Source organism: Exiguobacterium acetylicum, assembly GCF_019890935.1.
Lineage (GTDB): Bacteria > Bacillota > Bacilli > Exiguobacteriales > Exiguobacteriaceae > Exiguobacterium_A > Exiguobacterium_A abrahamii.
Genome location: NZ_CP082333.1, coordinates 1,375,049 through 1,397,657, shown reverse-complemented (window position 1 = coordinate 1,397,657; position 22,609 = coordinate 1,375,049). Strand labels below are relative to the sequence as shown.

At 45.8% G+C, this 22,609-nt stretch carries 21 protein-coding genes; 4 read left to right on the top strand and 17 right to left on the bottom strand.

Translation table 11 applies throughout. The features are described 5' to 3' along the window. Positions 1–59: 59 nt before the first annotated feature. A complete protein-coding gene (locus K7G97_RS07145; RefSeq protein ID WP_223041771.1) occupies positions 60–3,581 on the top strand; it encodes a CDP-glycerol glycerophosphotransferase family protein in 3,522 nt (1,173 codons plus the stop codon). Positions 3,582–3,823: 242 nt separating this feature from the next. Here K7G97_RS07145 and K7G97_RS07140 read toward each other — a convergent pair whose 3' ends face one another. Together K7G97_RS07140 and K7G97_RS07135 are read right to left on the bottom strand one after the other, a co-directional pair. Next, positions 3,824–4,843 carry an SMI1/KNR4 family protein gene (locus tag K7G97_RS07140; RefSeq protein WP_223041770.1) on the bottom strand — a complete coding sequence of 340 codons (1,020 nt, stop codon included), beginning with the start codon at positions 4,841–4,843 and terminating at the stop codon, positions 3,824–3,826. Positions 4,844–4,880: 37 nt separating this feature from the next. After that, complete coding sequence (locus K7G97_RS07135) at positions 4,881–6,923, bottom strand: acyltransferase family protein (protein WP_223041769.1); 2,043 nt, start codon at positions 6,921–6,923, stop codon at positions 4,881–4,883. A gap of 309 nt (positions 6,924–7,232) precedes the next feature. On the opposite strand from K7G97_RS07135, the gene K7G97_RS07130 reads away from it, so the two are divergent. Continuing rightward, positions 7,233–7,514: a hypothetical protein gene (locus K7G97_RS07130; RefSeq protein ID WP_223041768.1), complete on the top strand. Its 282-nt coding sequence runs from the start codon at positions 7,233–7,235 to the stop codon at positions 7,512–7,514. A gap of 239 nt (positions 7,515–7,753) precedes the next feature. Here the strand turns inward: K7G97_RS07130 and K7G97_RS07125 are convergent, their stop codons facing one another. From K7G97_RS07125 to K7G97_RS07095, 7 genes are all read right to left on the bottom strand, one after another. Next, on the bottom strand, positions 7,754–8,425 hold the full coding sequence (locus tag K7G97_RS07125; protein ID WP_223041767.1) for a 5'-methylthioadenosine/S-adenosylhomocysteine nucleosidase family protein: 672 nt from the start codon (positions 8,423–8,425) through the stop codon (positions 7,754–7,756). Positions 8,426–8,486: 61 nt separating this feature from the next. Beyond that, entirely contained in the window at positions 8,487–8,957 is a 471-nt protein-coding gene (locus K7G97_RS07120; RefSeq protein WP_223041766.1) for a DinB family protein, read from the bottom strand. 130 nt (positions 8,958–9,087) lie between these two features. After that, complete coding sequence (locus tag K7G97_RS07115; RefSeq protein WP_223041765.1) at positions 9,088–9,900, bottom strand: ankyrin repeat domain-containing protein; 813 nt, start codon at positions 9,898–9,900, stop codon at positions 9,088–9,090. 323 nt (positions 9,901–10,223) lie between these two features. After that, positions 10,224–10,421 (bottom strand): hypothetical protein, encoded by a 198-nt coding sequence (locus K7G97_RS07110; protein ID WP_223041764.1) that lies wholly within the window; start codon positions 10,419–10,421, stop codon positions 10,224–10,226. A 405-nt stretch (positions 10,422–10,826) separates the two neighbouring features. Further along, positions 10,827–11,102 (bottom strand): hypothetical protein, encoded by a 276-nt coding sequence (locus tag K7G97_RS07105; RefSeq protein WP_223041763.1) that lies wholly within the window; start codon positions 11,100–11,102, stop codon positions 10,827–10,829. A 93-nt stretch (positions 11,103–11,195) separates the two neighbouring features. Beyond that, complete coding sequence (gene galU, locus K7G97_RS07100; protein WP_064300048.1) at positions 11,196–12,062, bottom strand: UTP--glucose-1-phosphate uridylyltransferase GalU; 867 nt, start codon at positions 12,060–12,062, stop codon at positions 11,196–11,198. Positions 12,063–12,096: 34 nt separating this feature from the next. Continuing rightward, positions 12,097–13,593 (bottom strand): glycosyltransferase, encoded by a 1,497-nt coding sequence (locus tag K7G97_RS07095; protein WP_223041762.1) that lies wholly within the window; start codon positions 13,591–13,593, stop codon positions 12,097–12,099. A gap of 381 nt (positions 13,594–13,974) precedes the next feature. Here K7G97_RS07095 and K7G97_RS07090 point away from each other — a divergent pair, with 381 nt between their 5' ends. Next, positions 13,975–15,918, top strand: coding sequence for a CDP-glycerol glycerophosphotransferase family protein (locus K7G97_RS07090; protein WP_223041761.1), 1,944 nt, complete (start codon positions 13,975–13,977; stop codon positions 15,916–15,918). A gap of 244 nt (positions 15,919–16,162) precedes the next feature. Here K7G97_RS07090 and K7G97_RS07085 read toward each other — a convergent pair whose 3' ends face one another. The 8 genes from K7G97_RS07085 to K7G97_RS07050 all read right to left on the bottom strand — a co-directional run bounded on the left by K7G97_RS07085 (position 16,163) and on the right by K7G97_RS07050 (position 21,764). Continuing rightward, positions 16,163–16,795: a DUF3108 domain-containing protein gene (locus K7G97_RS07085; RefSeq protein ID WP_223041760.1), complete on the bottom strand. Its 633-nt coding sequence runs from the start codon at positions 16,793–16,795 to the stop codon at positions 16,163–16,165. Further along, the gene (locus tag K7G97_RS07080) at positions 16,792–17,085 is read right to left on the bottom strand and encodes a hypothetical protein (protein WP_223041759.1); all 294 of its coding nucleotides are present in this window, start codon (positions 17,083–17,085) and stop codon (positions 16,792–16,794) included. The genes K7G97_RS07085 and K7G97_RS07080 overlap by 4 nt, the downstream gene beginning before the upstream one ends. A 363-nt stretch (positions 17,086–17,448) precedes the next feature. Further along, the gene (locus tag K7G97_RS07075) at positions 17,449–18,222 is read right to left on the bottom strand and encodes a phosphotransferase family protein (protein ID WP_223041758.1); all 774 of its coding nucleotides are present in this window, start codon (positions 18,220–18,222) and stop codon (positions 17,449–17,451) included. Between the two features lie 19 nt (positions 18,223–18,241). Continuing rightward, positions 18,242–19,207: a LacI family DNA-binding transcriptional regulator gene (locus K7G97_RS07070; RefSeq protein ID WP_223041757.1), complete on the bottom strand. Its 966-nt coding sequence runs from the start codon at positions 19,205–19,207 to the stop codon at positions 18,242–18,244. Then, positions 19,182–20,030, bottom strand: a complete 849-nt coding sequence (locus K7G97_RS07065) for a Cof-type HAD-IIB family hydrolase (protein ID WP_223041756.1) — start codon at positions 20,028–20,030, stop codon at positions 19,182–19,184. Before K7G97_RS07065 ends, K7G97_RS07070 begins: the two co-directional genes overlap by 26 nt. Before the next feature lie 112 nt (positions 20,031–20,142). Further along, on the bottom strand, positions 20,143–20,616 hold the full coding sequence (locus K7G97_RS07060; protein ID WP_223041755.1) for an NUDIX hydrolase: 474 nt from the start codon (positions 20,614–20,616) through the stop codon (positions 20,143–20,145). Between the two features lie 20 nt (positions 20,617–20,636). Next, positions 20,637–21,047 (bottom strand): hypothetical protein, encoded by a 411-nt coding sequence (locus K7G97_RS07055; protein ID WP_223041754.1) that lies wholly within the window; start codon positions 21,045–21,047, stop codon positions 20,637–20,639. Positions 21,048–21,077: 30 nt separating this feature from the next. Then, positions 21,078–21,764, bottom strand: coding sequence for a VOC family protein (locus tag K7G97_RS07050; protein ID WP_223041753.1), 687 nt, complete (start codon positions 21,762–21,764; stop codon positions 21,078–21,080). A 132-nt stretch (positions 21,765–21,896) separates the two neighbouring features. Between K7G97_RS07050 and K7G97_RS07045 the strand changes: the two genes are divergently transcribed. Further along, entirely contained in the window at positions 21,897–22,553 is a 657-nt protein-coding gene (locus tag K7G97_RS07045) for a carbon-nitrogen hydrolase family protein (RefSeq protein ID WP_223041752.1), read from the top strand. Positions 22,554–22,609 lie beyond the last annotated feature (56 nt).

Below are 22,609 nucleotides of genomic sequence, written 5' to 3'. Positions count from 1 at the left end.
ATGCTAATGGAAGATAACGCTTTCATAAAATATCACCTAGTAGGAGGTCCCTTGATTCCATGCTGTTTAAATCTGTTCTCCGGGTGCTCCAATTCGGGCACACTGTACTTCCGAAGAAACCAAAGAAACTTAAACGATCGGCGTTAAAAGAGTCGTTACAGATTCAATCCTCGCCGACAGCCTATACGCTATCCGGTCAATTAAACGATCCGTTGCTGACGATCAAGTCCTTACTCATTCGCGATCGATTGCAAGAGACGGTCCTTGAAGTGCCGAACCAACAGCACGATCATCGCTTCTCTTTCCAACTGCCGCATACGCTCGTCTCTCAGCTGAGTCAACATGCTGCTCAGATGCAGGATGCGGACGTTCCGACGGTCGAAGAGGACGGTCTTGCTGAGATCGAGTCTGTCGAAGTCGATCAAGAGACTGCCTATCCAGTCGGTCGTTTTTCACTCTGGCTGACGTTCACGAAAAAAGTCGAACACCTTACACCAGAGCAAATACAAAAATGGGAATCTGACGGCTTACCGAGTCACGCTACGCTCGACGCGTCCGTCTTCACCCGCGAGATTCTGCTAGGACGTTTCGTTGACACGCAGATTCCTGCGCCGCTCGCGCCGTTGATGGATGAGACGTTCAACGAATTCGTCCAGTTGTATACGGATTTAAAAGGCAACCTCCGTCTATTGTTGAATAAAGAACCGCAGACGAAGCCGAAGATTCAGATTGATGCGGTCCACAATGAGACGAAAGCGACAACAATCATCAGCGGGAAAGCCTTTACGCGTCACGCGTTCATCAAGACGGGACGGTTGCTCCTCGTGCACCGGGAAAGTGGCAATCAAGTCCCGGTCCCGATCGATTGGTTGTATCAAAATGAGACGAGCGCGAAAAAATTCGGATTGTATCGTTATCACTACACGGCGACGATCCACTGGTCGCAACTCCATCAAGCAGCGCAATTACAAGAAGGGGTGTATGACGCCTTCGTCGCACTCGACTTCTATCACCGGTCGGAGCCAAAATTACACCGTCTCGGTCGCGCCCGGTACATCACGCGTCAACTGACACCGGAAGCGTTAGGGAAAGATGATACGTCGACAATGCACATCATTCCGTACTACACGGTCGGTCACCGGAATCTATCATTTGAGATGACCGAGTTTACGAATGAAAATTACGCCTATCTGAATCACCTGATGACGTTCGCCCCGCTCTACCGGCTGTTTGCCGAGAAGAACACGTGGCTCGTCGGAGAACGCCCGTATAAAGCGCAGGACAACGGGTATCATTTCTTCAAATACATGCGCGAGACCTATCCGGAGCGACCGGTCTATTACGTCATCGATCCGACGTCGAACGAATACGCACAAGTCGCTCCGCTCGGAAACGTCTTGCCGATCAAATCGAAGGAACACATCTATCACTCGTTGATGGCGAAGAAGGTCATCGGGACACATCATGCGGAATACTTGTATCCGCTCCGGTCCGAACCGTTCAAACGGAAGATGCGGGCGGATCGTGTCTTCATCCAACACGGGGTTCTCGGAACGAAGAACATGAATGACCAATACGGGAAATTTGCCGCTGCCTTCGATACGGATCTGTTCCTCGTCAGTTCCGAGCGTGAGAAACGACTTGTCACACAAGACATGGGCTACGCTGAGCGAGAGGTCAAAATCACCGGTTTGTCTCGTTTTGATGCCCTCTTGAATGATGACGTCCCAGTCAAACGTCAGATGCTCGTCATTCCGACGTGGCGCTCGTGGCTACAGACGCCACTCCAGTTCTTCGAATCGGAATATTATCAGCAGTACCAAGCGTTCCTATCGAGTGAGCGTCTGCATGCATACGCAAAACAACATCGTCTCGATATCGTCCTTTGCCTGCACCCGAACATGCAGCAATACTCGAGTCACTTCGAGAACTTACCGATCACGGTCATCCATCAGGGCGAACGTGATGTCCAAGGGTTGTTAAAAGAGAGCCTCTTGCTTGTCACCGACTACTCGAGTGTCGCCTTTGACTTCAGTTTCTTGAAGCGACCGGTCCATTACCTGCAATTCGATCCGAAACGCTTCATCGGTCCGCTCGGTTCGTATCTCGATCTCGAAAACGAATTACCGGGTCGGATCTCAAAGACGATCGATGACTTGTTCGAGGATCTCGACGCAACAGCACGCCGTCATTTTGAGATGGATGACGAATTCAAACGCCGCGCTGACGTCTTCCTGACGAAAACAGATACGACCTATTCCGATCAGGTCTATCAAACGATCGCGAACTATACGAAGCAGACGAGTCTTTTAGAGAAGATTCAGACGAACGAAGCGGCGAACATCCTCTTTAAGGTCTATCGTCGTAGCCGTTTCTACTTCCCGACGATGAAGGCAGGATACCGACTCATGCAACGCGTCTTACCGGTCGACCCGAAACTCGTCGTCTTCGAGAGCGGTCTCGGCAAACATTACGCGGACAGCCCGCGCTATATTTACGAAGAACTGAAGAAACAAGCACTCGGCTATAAAGTCGTCTGGATCTATAACAAAAAGCTCTATCTGAGTGATCCGAATGCAAAAGTCGTCAAACGCCTGTCTCCCGCCTACTTCTATTACATGGCAACGGCGAAGTTCTGGGTCAACAATCAGAACTTCCCGCACTACATGACGCGTCGAAAAGAGACGACGTACATCCAGACGTGGCACGGCACACCGCTGAAGAAGATGTTGTTTGACTTAGATGAGATCCATGGACGGGATGAAGGCTACGTCGAACGAGTGACGAATTCGATCGCGCAATGGAGCGTCCTCTTGTCTCCGAGTCCTTACGCGACGAATATCTTTAGAAGTGCGTTCCAGTATAGCGGTCCTGTCGTCGAATCTGGTTATCCGCGAAATGACCTCTTCTTTACAGCAAATGATGAGGCAACGATCGATCGGATTCGGACGCAGTTGCAACTGCCGGAAGGCAAAAAAGTCATCTTGTATGCACCGACCTTCCGCGATCATCAATCGCTTGGCAAAGGGAAGTTCTACTTCGACTATCCGTTTGATTTCGACCGGGTCGCGGAAGCGTTAGGCGATGAGTACGTCTTCTTGATTCGGACGCACGTGCTTGTCACGAAAAAACCGAAGATTCCAGTACAGCACCGGGAACGATTTATCGATGCGACAGCCTATCCGGATATTCAGGAATTGTATTTGATCACGGATCTGCTGATCACGGACTATTCCTCTGTCTTCTTCGACTTCGCGAACATGAATCGACCGATGATGTTCTATGCGTATGACCTTGATCTCTATCGGGACACGCTACGCGGATTCTATCTCGATTACTACAACGATCTTCCGGGACCAATCTTAGAGACAGAAGAGGCTTTGCTTCACGCCTTATCGGACATTCCGTGTCTGACGAAAATGTATCAAGCGCAACTCGATACGTTCCGTGCGACATACGGTCCGATGGAGGACGGCTTCGCCGCTTCCCGCGTCGTCGATGCGTACTTCGGAACAAATCCACAGGTTCGCACTGAAGCACTCGAATTACGTGAGCAACCGGATGGCAGTTATTCCGTTTAATGCTTCAATCTGTTGAATAAACGCTCCCTCTCAAAACAGACGGTTTCATTCTTTCAACCGTTTATTTTGAAGGGAGTTTTTCTGTGTTTTCGTTCAGCCCTTCTGCATGGTTCATACGTTAAGTCATGCTGAGAATAGGAAAACGGCTTGAGTCCTTTTGAATTCTGGACTCAAGCCGTTTCATTGCGTTGCTTATTCGTTTGACGGAAAAATCGAGCATTTACGTAGTCGATCGGATGATATTAGCTATTGACCTCAATGGTGTCTTGAATAATGTAGTAGAGAAAATCGGAGAACGATTTGAATGCATCACGATCATCATAGTCTTCTTCCGGTACGTTCACTTCTCGATACACTACTTTAGGCTCACCATTCACTACATTTTTGAAATCAAGACACGCATAAAATTCCTCAAGATCATCAAAATAGACAGCTACTAGATGTTTTGAAAGAGCATGCTCAAATTCTGTTGGATGATACAATTCGAGATTCGTTTTTACTAATTCATCATTGAACATCGTAAAAAACTGGTTGTCTCCAAAGATACCCCCTCCGAATTCTTTCATGAATGTCACGTAACTTTCAGGTAAGGTGACGTTTAACTCTTTTTCAATTACCTCGACTTCAGCGTCCGAAATCCCTTCTCCAAACTCAGATAACTCTGGATGTGCATGAATCAACGCTTTTGCTTCGAAATAAACATCCTTGTGCTCCGTCTTGATCGCACTCACCTTTTCAATCGTAGTAGAAGATTCGTCCTCTGTATCCTCTAAATACGTTGACACGGCACTATCACACACCTCAAATAATCTTTCCGTGAAGGAATCTGCATAGTAAGGTTCGTCATCACTTGGGTAAAAACATACTTTTGCCTCTTGATCATTGTAGGTCAAGGCTTGTAAGTCTAGACAAATGAGCGACGAACTAAAGTCTTCCATTTGTATTCCGATTAAATGTGAAGGAACTTCATTTTGAGATTTGCTACGGAGTTCCTCGTTATATTTTTCAAGTCTAAATACAAGATCTAACTGGTTGTTTGATGGACTGATTCCCCAGATCTCTTCATCATGCGTAGCCAGATAACTAAACTTTTTTAGAAATTCTTTGTACATTGGCGGAAACGTGACCTGAAGACGATGTTCGACTTCAAGAATCTCATTTTCCGTTGACCCATTCCCCACTATGAAAGCTTGCGGGTATTTTTCGATTAGTTTTAAACACCGATTAAACTTTGCCTTAACATTTGCCATGGTTTCTTTCATTGCCTCCTCGTTAAGCTTCACGACACGCTCTCAATTTCTATTGGTTCGTGTTAGCTGTTGTACTCGCTAATTTGTCCGCGAGCACTTCGTCGAGCTTTTTCTTAAACATCGGAGCAAAGCTTTCCGCATACGTATTCGTCATATGGCTGTTGTCACGATAGATGACGACATTGCCGATGACGGGGCGATACTCACCTTTGACATGGAAGTAACGCGTCAAATCCAGCTTATGAAGCGACTGATTCGTTTTTTCGAACTGTTTCCAGTACGCCTCATCCGTTTGATTCGGTTGCGTATTCATCTGTTTCGTCGTATCCGCGATGCTTGTCGTCTCGAGCGCCTCGAGTACGTTGAAGTCATACCGTGGATTATCCCGGAGTGCTAGACCATCGATCCCATACTCGTCTTTGACGAACTGCATCTGGTCGACCATTTGTTGATGGATGCTGTCTTTTGAAGCATCCGCTGCAGTCACGTGCGAGATGATCAAATCAACATCGGCATCCTTCAAATAGTTCAAGACGTTCTGGTTCCAGATTCCTTTTAAGGAGTCCGGTTCATAGCCGGTCGAAAAACGTGTTCCTGACCGCGTCAGATTGAGTAAACGGATGTCCGTTCCTTTGATCGCTTCATGTAATGCACCGAACCATTGCTCCGAGTGCGAGCTTCCGACGAGCGCAATCGTCGCTTTATAATCCTTCGTCTTCCCGTATACACCGACTTTCGCTTCCGTCTTTTGCAGCCCTTGGTTGCTACCATCCGTATGGACGAGCGGTAAGTCATTGAAGACGTTCGCATAAGACGGGAACGGATCTTGCTTCGGTACAGGCAGTGTCTGTTCGATCGCTAAAGCACCCGGATACTTATTCTTGCTGACAGCTTGTTTCAGCTCTTGCTCTTCCAGATAAGCGAGTCCGAGTAAGGATCCAATCAACAAAACGTTGACCGTCAACAGTGCACCTAGCTTCTTAAACGCTGTCCGATTGACGGTCGAAGTGCGAATCGGTTTCTCAACCCATTCCGTCATCAAGTAGGATAAACCGATCGATGCAACGATAATCAGTGTACCGACGAGCAAACCTGGCGTTTGTTGAACATTGTAGCGATAGAACTCAAGCAACACCCAGTGCCAAAGGTAAATCCCGAACGCAATCCCTCCGAGCTTGACCATCGGCTTTGATCCGAGGAATCGTTTTAATCCGAATCGTGTCTCTTGCGTTCCTGATAACACGATCATCAAAGCGCACGTCATCGGCCAGAGTGCGATATAGCCAGGGAACATTTGCGAGACGTTAAACAAAACACCAGTCGTTAGCAAGCCGATCAGTCCCACCCAGCCGATGATCGTCGCTATCCACTTCGGAACACGAATCGCCGATAAGTTCACACATAACAGACTACCTAAGGCAAATTCCCAGACCCGCGTCGGCGTAATGAAATACGCCCACGGCTGATTGACTTCTGTCAGGTAGATCGAGTACGCGAGTGACGTGACGAACAAGAAGCCAAGCAGACCGTTGAGGACGGCTTTAATCGACCGGATCTGATACTTGTTCATCAGCCATAAGATGAACGAGAATAAGACGAACCAAATCATATAAAACTGCCACTGGATCGATAGCGCCCAAAAATGTTCAACGGGTGACTTCATCTGGGTCGCGTCCAAGTAATCCGTACTCGAGACGGCGAGTTGCCAGTTTTGATAAAAGAACATCGAGGCGACGACTTCACGAATTGTTTTCCCGAGAATCGATGCCGGTAATAAAAATGTGCTTAGTACTAACACGACGCCTAAGATGAACAAAACGGATGGCAAGAGTCGTTTCAGCAACTTTGTCACGTACGGCAGGAATTTGAACTCCCCTGTCCGGTTGATCGTCGAGATGATCGATGTCGTGATCAAAAAACCCGAAATGACGAAGAAGACATCGACACCTCCTGAGACACGATTGAACCAAATATGATAGATTGCGACGAGTAAAGCAGCTACCGTGCGTAGCCCTTCGATTTCCGGGCGAAACCGGCTTTCAATATCAATCCGTTTCTGACCCGGATGACCAGATACTTTCCATTCCTGCATGCTTCTATGTCCCTCCATCTACTTCTACACCTACGAATCCTGACGATTGCAGCGCATTTCTTGTACAGTTCGGTATGTACTCACCATTTTAAGAAAACGTTTCCATTCACTATGATAGAACATATTTCAAAAAATACAATGCTACTGAACTATATTGCCGCAAGAAACTTGGAAAATATGTAAAAGAAGTGCACTGATGAAAGATTACGTTAGAAACCGGTATAAGTAGTCGTCAAATATCCGTTGCATGACTTTTAATTGGTGTATTATAAAGTTAATTCAAAAAAATGAGTTTTTGGAGTGATAATAATGGAAGATAAGGAAGAAAAAGTACCTTATTATTTAAGAAGAATCCCCTTCTTTATTATTTCTTATTTATTTGCACCTTTAGCTTACATCTTACTTTTCATCAAATGGCGTACATTAGATTCTTCCGTACGAGATGCACGACTAATTGTCGCATCACTATTTTTACTACTCTTCATCGTTGATTTTTTTCCAACTGGTATTTATCAAAACATCGTACTTGCTACCGCCATCACAGTAGGTATATTTATTACCTTTGTTGGATTAGGTGGCGGAACAAAATAGCTCGTTAACCGTACACCCGGATTTACGAACGTCGTTTTATTCCGAATCTTATCAATCCATTTCATTTTCTATTATATATTTCCATTTTAAATGTTCATTATTGAAGTACTTAAACAAACTATTTACGAGAAAAGATGATGAAGATGTGGACGTGAATCGAGGATAAGCTGTACAAACGAAAACATTACATGTGAAAACGCAGACTTTTCGTTCGATGATGAACGAGATATCTGCATTTTTTATATGAATCGTATCAAATAATCAGAAAAAATTTTCGTCATGACTTTCGGCGTATTTTCGATATAGATCCGCATCTGTTCGACGTTTGCTTCGACAGCATTTTCTTCTTTCTCTTCGGTCGGAAAATCGGAGATGCCTTTGATGATGATACATTCGACTGCATTTTTCTGACAGATGTACGCGATAGCCCCCGCTTCCGTATCGGCAATCGTCAATCCGTTATCCCGCAGTTCGATATAGTCTCGCCACATGACGACAGCACGGTCTGCTGTTCCGATCGTTCCGAGATGAAAGTCGTTACCATACTTCGATACATCGAGATCGACGGCGAACGAGGGTTTGATCAGTGGTTCAATCTCTTTGACCGTGCAATCATATTGAACGGCACGATCCGGAACGAAGATGTCAAGTACGTCGTATCTCGGGTCAATCCCGGCACACGTTCCGGCAACGATGACCTTCGTCAATGAAAAGCGAAGAATCATATATTGATTCGCACCGATACCATTTACTTTTCGAACGCCCGTGCTGTAAAACAGAAGTGTCTTCCCATTCATCTCACGCGTGAAGTATTCACCATATGGATAGGTGATTCTTTCTTCAGGCGAGACATGAAAATACGCAAGTGTCGCGTCAAACTCCCATGTGGTGGCGATGCTGATTCCGATCATTCCATCTTACTCCTTTATTTTTATCTTCATTAAAAAGATATTATTTTCTCATCTCCCAACATTAATCCCAAACCCGTACACGCTTAACATCTGCTGTTCTTAAGTAATCGAGTAACTGTCCTGTGTGAACTGCTTCGTGATATGCAATTCGTAACAACATATCACCGAGCGAACGCACATATCCTGATTCCGAACGATCAATCTCAACGATCGCTAAATCTGATTCCGTTAGTTGCTCGACATATGCCATGAATTCCTCACGATAGGCTTCCGCAAAGTCTAGTTCCTCTTGCACTGATACGAAGTCGCGCCCTTCAAACGGGGACTCATACGACGGTAGACTGCCTCGATTCTGTAACGCTAAGAAATAATAATATTCGCTGTCTAACACATGACGGATCATCTCAAAACACGTCATGGCGTTCTCATCCGGTTTCCAGTTCAATTTATCTTCAGGAATCGACTGCCAGACTTTGATGCTTCTTCTTCTCACTTCGTTTAAATTCCATACCGTCCAATCGATTGCGTTCACGATACATCCTTCCCTTCTATAACGAATAAGTGTTCTCTTAATCTCTATTTTGACAAAGCAATTTGAAAATCCTTCAAAAAATTAAAGACAGGAAGCATCCGCAGATGTTTCCTGTCTTGTCGTCCATCGTTCACTTATTCTCTTCCTCAGACAACGCATCAATCTCTTTTTGGCGCAATATCTCCGCAATCTGATGGTGTTCATTATCCAGTGCCGCATCACGCGCTGTCCGTCCGTCTTCATTTCGATGCAGTGGATCGGCTCCATAAGAGAGCAATAACCGGACGACCCGTTCATAGCCGTAAGCACTCGCTAATGCGAGGACTGCCGTATCGCCATCCGCGACGTTTTCCGCTTCGATGTCAGCTCCTGCCTTTAGAAGCACTTTGACCGCTTTCGGATGATTATTTCCGACTGCGAGATACAGCGGCGTGAATCCATCTAATCCGACAGCATCGACTTCTGCTCCTGCCTCCAGTAATAGCTGGACTTTTTTCGACTTACCTTCTTGCGCCGCATAATGTAGTGGTGTCACACCTTCCCCGTCATCGGTCCGTTGATGTAACAACTCGACGTTCTGTGCTAGTTTCCGTAAGACTTTTTTATTGCCGCCCCGTCCCGCTACTAAATGAAGCGCTGAGAATCCGTGTTCATCTAAATCAAGATGAGCGCCTCGCTTGATCAAAAGTAACGCAATGTCGGTCTTTTGATCATAAAGCGCAATATGCAATGGTGACATCCCGTCCTGATTCGGAAGGTTGACACCCGCCCCGTGATCGAGCAACAATTCGACGATCCGTAGGTACCCTTCCTGAATCGCCCAATGAAGCGCCGCAAATCCTTCTTCATCCAGTTCGTTCAGATCGTCACCACGTTCGATGCAGCGCATTACTTGTTTTCGTTTGCCCAAAAAAGCAGCATCTTGGATCGATCGCTTCGTCATGTCCGTTCGCCCCTTACCTGTTCCGTCGTTGTCCTCATTTTACAACAACAATCAGTTGTCATGCGCTAAAACGCCTTTGAATATCTGATGTCTTTTGTACCAAGTTCAGTTCGTCACTCATGACATTTATTGATTTTAGGGAGATCGTTAGAATAAAATAAAAATAATCATGATCAGAGCATAGATAAACATCGTGAAAATAATAGATCCGTCATATCGTAATATATTTCACTCGATCACTTTGCATTGAAGAAAGCCCACATTATGACGCACATGTGGGCTTTGTTTCTATCGTGTACTCAGCATTAGAACAATTGAATACTTTATTGATTTGATGTGCTTTTTTTGAGAGATTTTTTAGAAAAAATACCTTCCGTTATTAGGAAAATGACAGCAATTGCCACAGACTTTATTCCATATTCGACCCATGTATCCGTCGACTTCGGCATTCCTTCAAAAAACATTAGAAAAATAAGAAAAAACATTGCTGCGAAAATACTTTCTAAAATTTGATTTTTCATCTTTCTGTATCACCTCTCAATTCTTCATACTTTATTTTACTTTTATAGAAGTAACACAATTTTATTTTACTATATTTATATAATTACATTTATTTTTTACCAATTCAACTAAAAAAAGATTTATCCTATTTTTAACGAGGAGACAATTACGTTCTACCCAAGCAAATTATGGAACAAAATCATCAATTTCTCGTTTGATTTGGATGAATTGAGAAAAGGTATCACAAAAGTTTTTTCGCTCAAAATCGCCTTCTAGAGAAAAACAAGCAGGAGTAGCCGCGAGAAGATTGACCCTGGAAAATGATTCGAGATGAACGAAAAAGCGCAATCTTTCTCAATTAGAGAAAAATTACACTTTGTCTTCATTCTGAATCGACTAACTTCAGGTGGTCTTTCGTGTATCTCTTACTTTTCACTCGACTTATCCTGCAGGGAGCGCTCTACCAAAAGCACGAAAACGACTGCTGTTAGGACGCTAAGCACGCCTGGTAACACCGAAACAATCGGATCACTGAAAAAGGCAGTTGGGATAAGTACAGTCATTCCCCACTTCACCCCCTTCAAGATCGCAAGCGATAGAAGCAAGATTAGGAAAATTGTTTTCTTTTCGACACCTGCGAAAAATTGTCGCTCTGCTTTTTTATCAGCCTTCACACCGAGCCACGTTAACATATGTAGCACCTCTCTTCTCCTTTTTCTACGTTTTGACTAGACGGATTGGTTTCATGAATTACAAAAAAACCACTCTGAATCATATCAGAGTGGTCCATCATGTTAAATGTCTAGTGTCTTGATGAAAGCTTTCAGCTCGTCACGCATCTCTGCATCTTTCAACGCATATTCAATCGTTGTCTTGACGAAACCGAGTTTCTCTCCGACGTCATAACGGTTACCCTCGAAATCATACGCATAGACTTGGCTATCCGCATTCAATCGCTCAATCGCATCCGTTAATTGAATCTCACCGCCTGCCCCTTCTCCTTGATTCGCTAGATAATCAAAGATATCCGGTGTCAGCACGTACCGTCCCATGATCGCGAGGTTCGATGGTGCTGTACCCGGAGCCGGTTTTTCGACGAATTTCTTCACGTCATACAGTCGTCCGTTTTGTGAAACAGGATCGATGATGCCGTAACGATGCGTATCTTCCGGACGGACTTCTTGTACACCGATGACTGATTTTTCCGTCTGCTCGTAGACGTCCATCAATTGTTTGATTGCCGGATCATCCGACTCGACGATATCGTCCCCGAGTAAGACTGCGAACGGTTCGTTCCCGATGAATTGTTTTGCTGTCAAAATGGCATGACCGAGACCTTTTTGTTCTTTTTGGCGGACATAGAAGATGTTCGCGAGGTTCGTCGAGAATTGAACCTTCTCGAGTAATTCAGTCTTTCCGGAGTTCTCAAGCGTGATCTCGAGTTCTTTTTGGTTATCGAAATGATCTTCGATCGCCCGTTTGTGTTTCCCCGTGACGATGATGATATCTTCGATGCCGGCTTTTGCCGCTTCTTCGACGATATACTGGATCGTCGGTTTATCGAGAATCGGTAACATCTCTTTTGGCATGGCTTTTGTCGCAGGCAAGAAACGTGTTCCGAGTCCTGCTGCTGGAATAATGGCTTTCGTGATTTTCTTCATAACGTTCATCCTCTTCATCGTTCAAGTAGTAGGTTTAGTTGCTTAATTCTTCTAGTAATCGTCCGTAGTTCTTTACAGCCGTCTCGAGGTACAGCGATGGCTTCGTCTCAACGCGCTCGAGTGGTCGTTCGACGAGTTGCACCATCGCGGCAGCAAAAGCTTCCATGTCGTTCGCTGGAACGAGGTAGCCGTTCTCGCCGTGGGCGATGATTTCGCGTGGTCCGTATTTGACGTCATAAGAAATGACCGGACAGCCGACATTAATACTTTCCATGACCGTCAGTCCAAATCCTTCAAATTCGCTCGTCAACAGTGAGGCTTTCGATTCCCGGAACACTTCTGCCGGATTCGACGTGAAGCCGTGGATTTCGACATCGTCCTGTAAGCCGAGTTCCTCGATCAAACTCTCCATCATCGCCAGTTGCCCTTGTTCGTCCATGCCGTAGAGCACAAGCTTCGTCGCGTGACCGGATTGTTTGAAGATCGCATAACTCTTGATCAAATGATCCATCTGTTTTTGCAAACCGAATCGACCGATGAAACAGAATTGATCCTTGACCTGTTCGCGTCGTTGCGTTTGTTCTGGGACGATAAAGTGCGGAATGATGGAAATCTTCTCTTCCGGGATGTTATACCGCTCCAAAATGTCTTCTTTTTGGTGATTCGTCAGACTGATGAAACGTGTCACTTTATCGGATTCCGAGAACATCGTCGTATATGATCCTTTGACGGTCGAACCATCCAAGTGCGAGTTGTGGATGACCATGACTCGTTTGACATCTGCTTTGATATTGAGAATCGAGCGGTCCAGTAAACGCGCATCGACGAACAAGACATCACCGTCTTTAAACAATCGATTGAAGTAATACTCAAATAAGTCCTTCTCTTTTTTGAACGCTTTGTACATTCTGCCGTTCCGGTATAACTGAATCAAGATGAGCTTCGGGCGCGCCATTTCATTGTAGAACTTCTTACAATAGACATTGCCTTCCGAATCATATAGCTCTTCCATCATCTTTCCATGATGGACCGGCGAATAAATCGTCTTCCGGTGCAATTGACCGTAGACGTTATATTCCCAGCGCTCGACTTTTTTACGGGAAGCGTTCGTCATGAAATCCTCGAATTCGACGACTTGCGTTTCCGGGTAAAATTTACGGTAGAGGACATACTCATCTTCCTCATCATAATAACGAACGGCATCACTGTTTTTTTTCTCGACGCTTTTCAATCCTTCGATTTCGCGCTCCGTTTCTTTGATAATCGGTTTGTTACGAAAACGAGTCGTTGGAATACTTAACAATTTGTAATCTGATAGCCAATCGTAGATATTTTCAAATTGTACTTTCGGACCGACCTTCTCTTCTGTTCGGAACAATTCGTAGACTTCCATATAGTTGGCATTGTAGTTCGTCGTAACGATTGTTGAACCGGCGCCAAGTTCTTGTTCCATGAGTGCGATTCGACTCAATAACGACTTCGTTCTACCACCGTGTTTTGGTGGTAATGTCGATGTTACCGTATACAGCATCTGTCATTACTCCCCTTCACCCTTCAAGATTGATCCCTGTTTTTTTTCTGTGAGTTCAACCTCTATATATAGCCGACTTTGCTTTTTCATAAACCTCTTGCGATACTAGCCGCATTTACCAATACAGTTTCTATTTATCTCCTTTTTTACGAACAAAGTCAATCGGTTTTGCATAATATCCAATCATTGTCATGGTTCTGCAACCAATGGTCTGTCGAAGATGCGGTAACATCTGTCTTTTCCCAATATCCTTCAGCCAGTAGACTATACTGCAGTGGTTTCCAATCAATCTACATCTTTGCAGAAATCGGAAGATATTGTATGGTAAGTGATGTAGTTTAAGAACGACTGAATCAGAGTATGAAAGGAAGCCATGCACCAATGAAAATCACTTGTCGTGATCATACGTTTTTGATCGAGAATCTTCCGCACCAAAGCCTACAGTTAGCGATCAATGAACAACTGATCCCGCTCCAAAAAATAGAGACAGCCTTTGTGCTATCGATTGATACATTGCTCGATATCTTCAAAAAAAAGAATCATCCTGTTAAATTCGTCGATGAATCCGGAACACCGATCTCGTTCAAACATCTTTCGGAGCCACTAGTTATCGCACCGAATAGCTACATCAAACAAGGGAAACATTCCTATTTCATTTTCATCGACCAAGACGATGAGCTCAGTCTGATCTATAACAAAAAACCGTCCATCATGAATTTTTATGATCAAGACATCCTATTTGAGGGCATCACTCGTCAAGACGACGTCCTTCTATTGAAGTTTTCGTTTCACTCAAAGTATTTCGAAGTGAAACAGCCACATTGCTTCATTAAAATCAGACATCAGGAGCAAAAAATCGCCCTGCCGATTAATCGCTTCATCGTCACACCAGTTGATGCCCGTCGCTTCAAGACAGAGGTCGAAGCCGTGATCGAACCAAAACTCGTCGAGCAGTTACTCGGTGACCGGTATAACTACGACGCATTCAATGCGAACATCTATGACCTCATGTTCGGATTTACGATTCGTGAGATGCCGATCTCTGGTTTTACACCGCGGATTCGTCACTTCAAAAATCACCCAGAACTCTTAAACGATGAGCACTGGTTATCGCTTAATGAGCAACATGACGTGTTGGTCCGCCCCTATTCAACCGTGTCGGAACGCCTTGCGATGCGTCTAATCCCGGTGCCGATCGAGACCGTCGAGTATTACGCGGACCCTCAACCGTTACTTGGACTGGATCCAAATAAGAAGACGATTATCTGTTTTGAATATCCGGATAAAGCACAAGATAACGGGATGATTTTCTTCAAGTATCTCGTCGACCAGCATCAGAAGCGCTTCAATATCTTCTACATCATCAGTCGGTCGAGTCCGGACCTCAAAAATCTTGTCGGATATGAGAACCATATCGTGTTCTACAAATCACCAGAAAACATCGAGGTCGTTCAAGCAGCAGATATTCTCTGCCATACGCATTCTTCAAGCTATGCCTTACCGTTCGCTACCTATCACACGGAAGCATTGATCCAAACGAAACAAAAGCTGTTCTTGCAACACGGTGTCATCGGGTCAAAAGATGTCAGTCACATTTATGGGAAAAAGATGCCGCATCCATTTACCGACTTATTCGTCGTCTCCTCGGAGCGGGAGAAACAACTCATCGCCCGCGATTACGGTTTTCATCCTGACGAAATCATCGTGACGGGGCTCGCCCGATTCGATCAATTGATCACGGAACGATCACGTTGGCTCAAGCGATATAAAAACCGGAAAAAGCTGTTGATCATGCCGACGTGGCGACCGAAACTCGATACGTATCCAGACGAACAGTTCATGGAAAGCGACTATTATCAGGAGTTTCAAGCGTTGATCACGGACGAACGGTTGAAAAGCTTAGTAATGGACAACAAGGCTGAAGTCTCGTTCTATCTTCATCGCAATTTCCAAAAATTCAGCCACTTGTTCCACTCGGACTTCGTCGATGTCATCAGTCAGGATGCGTTCACAGTCAAGGAGCTACTTGAAAATCATCATGTGTTGATTACCGATTATTCGAGTGTCGGTCTCGATTTCTCCTTGATGCACAAAAAGGTCATCTACTACCGCCCACCTGTCTTAGTTGGCGAAGATAACGCCGGCGAATCGACGGATTTGTTACCGGGAGACGTCATCGAAACAAGAGACGCCTTGATGGAATCACTACGCGAATCGAAGATGCCTAAAAAGTTCAAACGTCATCTCAGCCATATCTATGCGTTTGACGATACAAAAGCAAGTAAACGGATTTTCGAAGCGATGCAACATCATTTTCAGCTATAACAAATGGAGCTGACTCAAAAAAATGGCGCGTCTTTTCACGCCCTTCCCTCAGGCGAGCCACAAGCCAGTTTTCCTGCTTCATTTAAGCAGGAAAACGGGTCATGTTTGTCTCTGACAGCGCAAATATGCGCTTGTTCCTGTAGGAGTGGCGTGTGACGCGTCATTTTTACGAGAAAAGGGTGGCAGATCATCATTCTGCCACCCTTTTCTTTGTAGAGACCAACTTTTGAGTCAGCTCTTTTGTTCATCGACGAAATTCCAATGAGACCCCGTCGGCAATCTGGGAGGACTGTTTTAACAACTCCCGCTTGACTGGATCAATCCAGTAATACTGAACACGCTCACCAAACGTAACGTGAACGCAAAGCGTCTCTACATGTTCGCCTGACTCAGTCGTCAATAGTTCGTTCCGCAAAGGGTGCACCTGAATCGGCACCTCACGTCCGGAAACGGCACTAAAGCTGTTGAACGAGAGCGTCGAATCGACGGTTAGCGGTAATGCTCGCAACAACATTTCGATTGAAAATAGATCAACAGTTTCAGCATGAATCGACAGGACAGACTGCTCATTTCCTCGCGTAATCACGACTTCATCCGCTCGATACAACGCATTCACAGTTTGAACACCAGCTTGGTACTCGACGAATTCGAGTGGTGCATAATTTCCTGCATCCATCGTCAGGCGGATCGTTCGATTGCCGATTTTTTCTGAAACCAATTCTTGCTCCCGTACCAAAATGGATTGATGTGCTGTTTTTTCTAACCGAATCGTTTCGTAGGTCTGTCCAATCTGAACCGATTCTCCTTGTTCTATCCAGTAGACCTGTTTTTCGTCTTGTCCCTCGATGAGGGGATACGTCAGCTCTTTCAAGTTCATATTTCGCTCCCCCTTCCTAAGATTCCAGTGACAGACAACTGATGAATCGCTGCTTGTCGGACTTGCTCCGGCGTTTTCGCTGTCGTATCAATCGAATAGACCGGAAACTGTTTATACCAGTTTTCTTCGAGTGCCCAAAGCGGTTGATGTTGTTCAAAAGATTGACGAGTTCTTGTCTGATCAGCGTCCCGACGCGTTTGTAAGAGTTGGTTTGACTCGCGTAAATAAAGAATCTGGTCGGACCGACATTCTCTTAATGCTTCAAGTTCCGTCTTTAAACGAGATTCCATATCCCAGTCATGCCCATGTATCTGTGGATAATGAAGCGTGTAGAATTCAAGATCCTCCGGACCACGATCTAATATGATGTGTCCATCGGGAAAATGGCGAAATCGTTCGATTTCCGCTTGAATGAACAGGCGCTGATTCTCAACGAATCCGTCTTCGATACGGATGTCTAATCCGAGCTTTTTTCGTTTTTGAACGATGGATAAGGATTTTCATAATAGATGTGCAACTCCGGGTAAGCGTCTTCGAGCGCTCACGCTTTCAGTCGTCGTCATCGTAACGGATCACCTCTTCGCGAAATCGACCAGCATTCAGGAATCAGAGGAAATGAGATATGTCGAAAAATAATCGCTACCTCTCACTTCTCAACTGAAATACGCAGCAAGATCCGGATGCTCAATCAGTTCCTTAATTCGTTCTTGTTCAGCATCCGGAACTTGCTCAAGCGTCCTAAGAATGGCCATGAGTCGTAACCAGTCTGCAAGGTTCGATAGCTGAATGGATGAAACAGCTTGATAGCGGTCGAGGTATTCTCGACAGACGTATCGTCGCACCTCGTCCGGTACAGTTATTTCACCCGCTGTCCGCAGTAAGAGCAATGTCCGCGCGACATCCGCGATCGGTGGTCCTATCGTCGCATCATGCCAATCAATGACGACGAACGTGTCATCTGCTGTCACGAGGATATTCTGGAAATGGAAGTCCCCGTGGAGCAATCCTTGCTGTTGGGGAATGTGAAGCTTCTCTAGCAATCGTTCCGCCTTCAAGCGCAACGCAGGTGGCAGATGATGCACTTTTTGTTGGGTGACATCGTACCATTCTGGAGCTACACGCGATTGTTGCTGATGAATCCGTTGATGTAATGTCGCGAAGGTGTTCAGAAAATCTGTTATTCGCTCCGGTTCAAACAACTCTAACATTTCGCTACCGTCGACCCGCTGCATCTCAATGAACGGCGAATCTTTTAATTCAACGGCATATACGTCTGGTGTCGGAACAACCGTCCGCTCGAGTTCTTCGAGCATACGAAATTCCTGTATGATTCGTTGTATTTCAATCGATTCATGGAAGTATTTACGAACTCTCTCGTCAGACATCATCATCACGGTAGCGGTCGCACCGGTTTTTTCCTTATTCATCTGTATAACCCCCAATCTCTTATGTTGTTTGTCGAATCATCAAAGAAGGTTCCAGTAAAGAACTAGCTCTTTCACTCTGATTCAGCGCGTCATTCAATAATTGTTCTGCTGCCAGTCTGCCAAGCATTACAACCGGTTGCCGGATCGTCGTCAATCCAAGCACTCTGGCAATTGGTACATCATCGAACCCCGTAATCACGATATCCTCTGGCACCCGAATGCCATCCTTGCGAAATTGATCGATAAGCCCCGCTGCGACTTCGTCATTGCCGACGATGATGGCGTCTGGTAAGTCTATCGTTAGAAGTTGACCTGCTAGTGCTTGTCCGTCCTTGAAAGAATAGCACCGATCCGCGTACCATTGAATTCCATGGCGGAGCGTAGACGTCTTGAGATACTGGTCGAACGCCTCCCGTCTGACTCTTCCGACTCCGCTATCTGGATTTCCAAGACAGAGACCGACTGTTTGTGCTCCTCGTTCTTCTACATGTTGCAGCAACATCGTGATTGCTTTTCCATGATTAAAAGAGATTGACGGCACGATATCCTGATAGTCTTCGCAGGCAACGACTGGTCCAAGCGTCCGCATCGTTTTAAGTAACTGCGGCTGACTGATGGCGCCAATGATCAATCCGTCAATCCGCTTATCGCGAAGGTATTGCATACTCGCTTCTTCTTTTGCTGGATCGTGTTCCGTCTGGATGATAAGGAGTGTGTGGTTTCGTTCCATGCACACTTGACCGATCCCCTCGATTAATTGATGAAAAAACGGATGACCGACACGCGGCACGAGGACACCAATCGTATTCGTCTTACCGCGTGAGAGGTTGATCGCATTTCCGTTCGGACTATATTCCAGTCGCTCCATCACGTCTAAGATGATCCGTCGCTTTTCTTTTGATACATGCTTATGATCGTTTAAGACACGGGATACCGTCGACTTTGAGACGCCCGCTTGTTTAGCGATGTCCGAGATGTTCGCCATGCTGTTCCTCCTTCGTTTGTTCCCATCGTTCTAAGTCGTTTAATGCCTCCGCTACACCGTCCTCGTCATGATCACTGGTAAGGTATGTCGCTCTTCTTTTGACAGACGCTTCCGCGTTTCCCATGGCAATCGATGTTCCCGCCACTTCGAACATCGGTAGATCGTTTTGATTGTCACCGATCGCAATGATGTCCTCGGGTGTCATCCCGTACGCTCTCGCAATGTCTTGAAGGGCAGTCCCTTTTGTCACGCCGTTTGCCATGACTTCTAAGTTATAGGTACCTGAACGTGTCACGGAACAGATCTTCAGCTGCAGAAGTTGTTGTTCGAGGTGTTCGAGCTGCCATCTGTCAGGTGAGACGAACATGAATTTGATGACGTCCAGTTGATCGATTGCGAATTCATCAACTTCTTCAACACCGTATTGCGTTAATTGAGCCTGAATGGCTTCTTGAAACGCACGATCTCCGCCTTGAAGGGCAACAAGCGAAAACTGCGGTAACAAGATGTTGTCTTGTAGATAAACATGTATGAATACGTTTGTAGATCGCACGATCTCCCAAACAGTTCGACTACTGGAACGATTCAAAAAATATCGTCTACCTTGTCCCACCTCGACCTCTGCCCCGTTCGCACCAATGACCGGACAATCCAGTCCGTGTTGCGCTAAAATCCGTCGCGCATCAAAGGCAGCTCGCCCGGTGACGATGATGACGATATCTCCTTGGGCTTGCCGTCTCTTGATGGCTGCCTGATTGGTATCCGAAATCCCGTGTTCCTTATTCAATAGCGTTCCATCTAAATCAATCGCAAAGCATCGCATCGCGTTTCCTCCTTTTCGTGTCCTCTTGATGCTACAGGCTGAAACGCGTCCCAGTGCAACAAAAAATCTTGAATGAACAGTTCATTCAAGATTTTTTGTTTTACCCTTTTCTTCAAATGGAGAAGTGATGTGCTGTCCGTTGTTTTTGAACATACTCCATCAAGATCGGTCGTTCCGGTGGATTAAGGTTTTCTGGTAGCTGATCCATAGCGAAAAAGCGTAATTCTGCGACTTCTGACGGATCCCGAACCACTTCACCCGTGTAAGCCGTACACAGAAATGCTGAGATGACATTATAGACTTCATCCCCGTGCGGATACTTATAGTAAAACGCATCACCCGAATAGACGTTCAATAATTCGAGGTGCTCTGCTTCAAGACCGGTCTCTTCCCTTAATTCTCGTTTTGCCGTCTCTACGAGCGTCTCCCCGATCTCAAGCGCTCCACCAGCGAGTCCCCAGCATCCGTTATCTTGCCGAAGTTGTAATAAGACTTCTTGTTTATCGTTGACGACGATGACACACGCTCCTGCCATGACGAGTGGTCGTGTGCCGACGAGTTTGCGTAATTCTGTGATGTATCCCATGTCATTCAGTCCTTTTCCATTTAAATCACTCTCGTTCGGACGCGCATCCGTTTAATTCCCGTCAATAGGAGACACAACAAGATGATGCCCGAAACGAACAGTACGAACGTATGAATCGTAAAGAGGGAACGGAAATCGATTACGGCAACATTCTGCTGCACCTCAATCCAACTACTTAGTATGATTCCACTGATTGCAAGTAAGATGAGTACGCCGACCTGTCGACGTGTCAACGTAACATACGTCAAAACGCGCATGCCTTCACGGATCACGAACGGTAGGAGAACGAGGAGTGCTGCGACCGGTAAGATGACCGGGTCACCGCCTTGCTGAATCGGCATCGACCGGGTCAAATAGCCAAACAGAAAAAAGAAACCACATACGAACAACAATAATCCGAACGCGATACTCGCATTCACCGCTTTATTCATCTTACTTCCCTCACTTTTTAGAATAATGAATTATGAAGAAACGGCACTTTGATGCCATACGCCCGCTGCATCTAGCCGGACCCGATGTCTGCTGTCGAGTTCCATCTCGATCGGACTGACCTTCGCCGTCTTCGGTGAGAACAACCATGTCCGACCTTCTGGGACGAGCAAGATATGCGTTCCATCCGCGACCGGTCCGAGGAAGTTGAGTGACGCGCCGTTGAGCGGACGTTCCCGTCGCTCGAAAACGCCGATTTCTGCTAACTGCGCACCCACTTCAAGCACGTCTTTCACTGTCAGACTCATCTCACCGATTCCGAGGATGTCGGATACATCAAACGTCGGTTCCGCTTTAAAGGGATTGATTTGATGCCGCGCGATCAGCTCCAAGACATTTTCATCTGGATCATAAAAATAGCAGGAATGCGAGTCCGTGAAGTCAAAATAAATCTCGTCCTGTCCATCTTCGATCAAGAGTGGTGTCCGTTCTACGAGCCACGCTTTACCTTGTTGGAAGACGTTTTCCGGAATGTTGAACGCCATATGGTACTGCGTATCAACATCGTCCGTCTGTTGATATGTCAGCTGATCGGTACCGATTTGCATCGTAAACGAGTCGTCCGTTTCCGAGACGAGCGGGAATCCGATCTGGTTTATGTAAAAAGCCTTCATTTTCTGTAGATGGCGTGTCACAAGAGTGGTTTTTGAAATGTTCAAGCTGATGACCTTCCTTCATTTGCAGTAAAATTTATCAAAAAGCGATATGCTTTATTTTACCACTAATGGTAAAATCATGACGAACGTAAAGTCTGATTTTTCAGATATATTTATACCTGAGAGGATGTTTTGATGAAATTATTAATCGCTCAACCAAAACGCGAGACCGGACTCGAGCAATTCGAACGTGAAATTGCCGCTTATCCTGAAGTCGATCTGATTGTCTACCCGGAAGGCTATTGTACGGTCACGGAACTCGAACGCGTGCAACACCTTGCCAAACAGTTCGAAACAGCCATCGTCCTCGGTTACAAGGATGAAGCGAATCTCGATCGCGCTGTCATCATCGATGCGACCGGAACGATTCTGCTGGATCGCGCCAAAACACCAGAAGCTGGACCGCTTTATACACCATCAACAGCAAACGACGGGTCGTTCCGCTATGGATACGTCCTCTGCCGTGAAATCTTCTTAGGAAAAGACGGACTACGCGAGGAATCCGGACTTGATCTCATCTTCAACCCGATTGGCGTCGGCATGTTCAGCGAGGAACAGTACGTTGAGTGGTCCGGTGAAGCACGTAGTATAAGTCAGGCGCAACAAGCACTCATGATCGGAACGAGTCATGCCGATGGTTCGTACCGCAACTGTGGTTTTACGATTCCGATTGCCTTCATCTATGACGAGACCGGTGAACCGTTGCTGTTGTCTCATAACGATACGCGGACACGTCTGTTTGATACGGTCACGCGTCACGTCGAAGTCGTCGGTACACCCTCTTTATCGTAAACGAACACACGCTTCTTCTGACTGGAAGAAGCGTGCCATTCCTTCAGGAGGTGCTC

Excerpts from the sequence above, each read along its gene's own strand:
- K7G97_RS07060 (WP_223041755.1), bottom strand. The coding sequence starts at position 20,616 with ATGGGATACATCACAGAATTACGCAAACTCGTCGGCACACGACCACTC.
- K7G97_RS07070 (WP_223041757.1), bottom strand. The coding sequence starts at position 19,207 with ATGGCGAACATCTCGGACATCGCTAAACAAGCGGGCGTCTCAAAGTCG.
- K7G97_RS07135 (WP_223041769.1), bottom strand. The coding sequence starts at position 6,923 with ATGCAGGAATGGAAAGTATCTGGTCATCCGGGTCAGAAACGGATTGAT.
- K7G97_RS07125 (WP_223041767.1), bottom strand. The coding sequence starts at position 8,425 with ATGATCGGAATCAGCATCGCCACCACATGGGAGTTTGACGCGACACTT.
- K7G97_RS07145 (WP_223041771.1), top strand. The coding sequence starts at position 60 with ATGCTGTTTAAATCTGTTCTCCGGGTGCTCCAATTCGGGCACACTGTA.
- K7G97_RS07130 (WP_223041768.1), top strand. The coding sequence starts at position 7,233 with ATGGAAGATAAGGAAGAAAAAGTACCTTATTATTTAAGAAGAATCCCC.
- K7G97_RS07110 (WP_223041764.1), bottom strand. The coding sequence starts at position 10,421 with ATGAAAAATCAAATTTTAGAAAGTATTTTCGCAGCAATGTTTTTTCTT.
- K7G97_RS07095 (WP_223041762.1), bottom strand. The coding sequence starts at position 13,593 with ATGCTGTATACGGTAACATCGACATTACCACCAAAACACGGTGGTAGA.
- K7G97_RS07075 (WP_223041758.1), bottom strand. The coding sequence starts at position 18,222 with ATGAATAAGGAAAAAACCGGTGCGACCGCTACCGTGATGATGATGTCT.
- K7G97_RS07065 (WP_223041756.1), bottom strand. The coding sequence starts at position 20,030 with ATGCGATGCTTTGCGATTGATTTAGATGGAACGCTATTGAATAAGGAA.
- K7G97_RS07055 (WP_223041754.1), bottom strand. The coding sequence starts at position 21,047 with ATGAATAAAGCGGTGAATGCGAGTATCGCGTTCGGATTATTGTTGTTC.
- galU (WP_064300048.1), bottom strand. The coding sequence starts at position 12,062 with ATGAAGAAAATCACGAAAGCCATTATTCCAGCAGCAGGACTCGGAACA.
- K7G97_RS07090 (WP_223041761.1), top strand. The coding sequence starts at position 13,975 with ATGAAAATCACTTGTCGTGATCATACGTTTTTGATCGAGAATCTTCCG.
- K7G97_RS07140 (WP_223041770.1), bottom strand. The coding sequence starts at position 4,843 with ATGAAAGAAACCATGGCAAATGTTAAGGCAAAGTTTAATCGGTGTTTA.
- K7G97_RS07045 (WP_223041752.1), top strand. The coding sequence starts at position 21,897 with ATGAAATTATTAATCGCTCAACCAAAACGCGAGACCGGACTCGAGCAA.
- K7G97_RS07085 (WP_223041760.1), bottom strand. The coding sequence starts at position 16,795 with ATGAACTTGAAAGAGCTGACGTATCCCCTCATCGAGGGACAAGACGAA.
- K7G97_RS07115 (WP_223041765.1), bottom strand. The coding sequence starts at position 9,900 with ATGACGAAGCGATCGATCCAAGATGCTGCTTTTTTGGGCAAACGAAAA.
- K7G97_RS07080 (WP_223041759.1), bottom strand. The coding sequence starts at position 17,085 with ATGGAATCTCGTTTAAAGACGGAACTTGAAGCATTAAGAGAATGTCGG.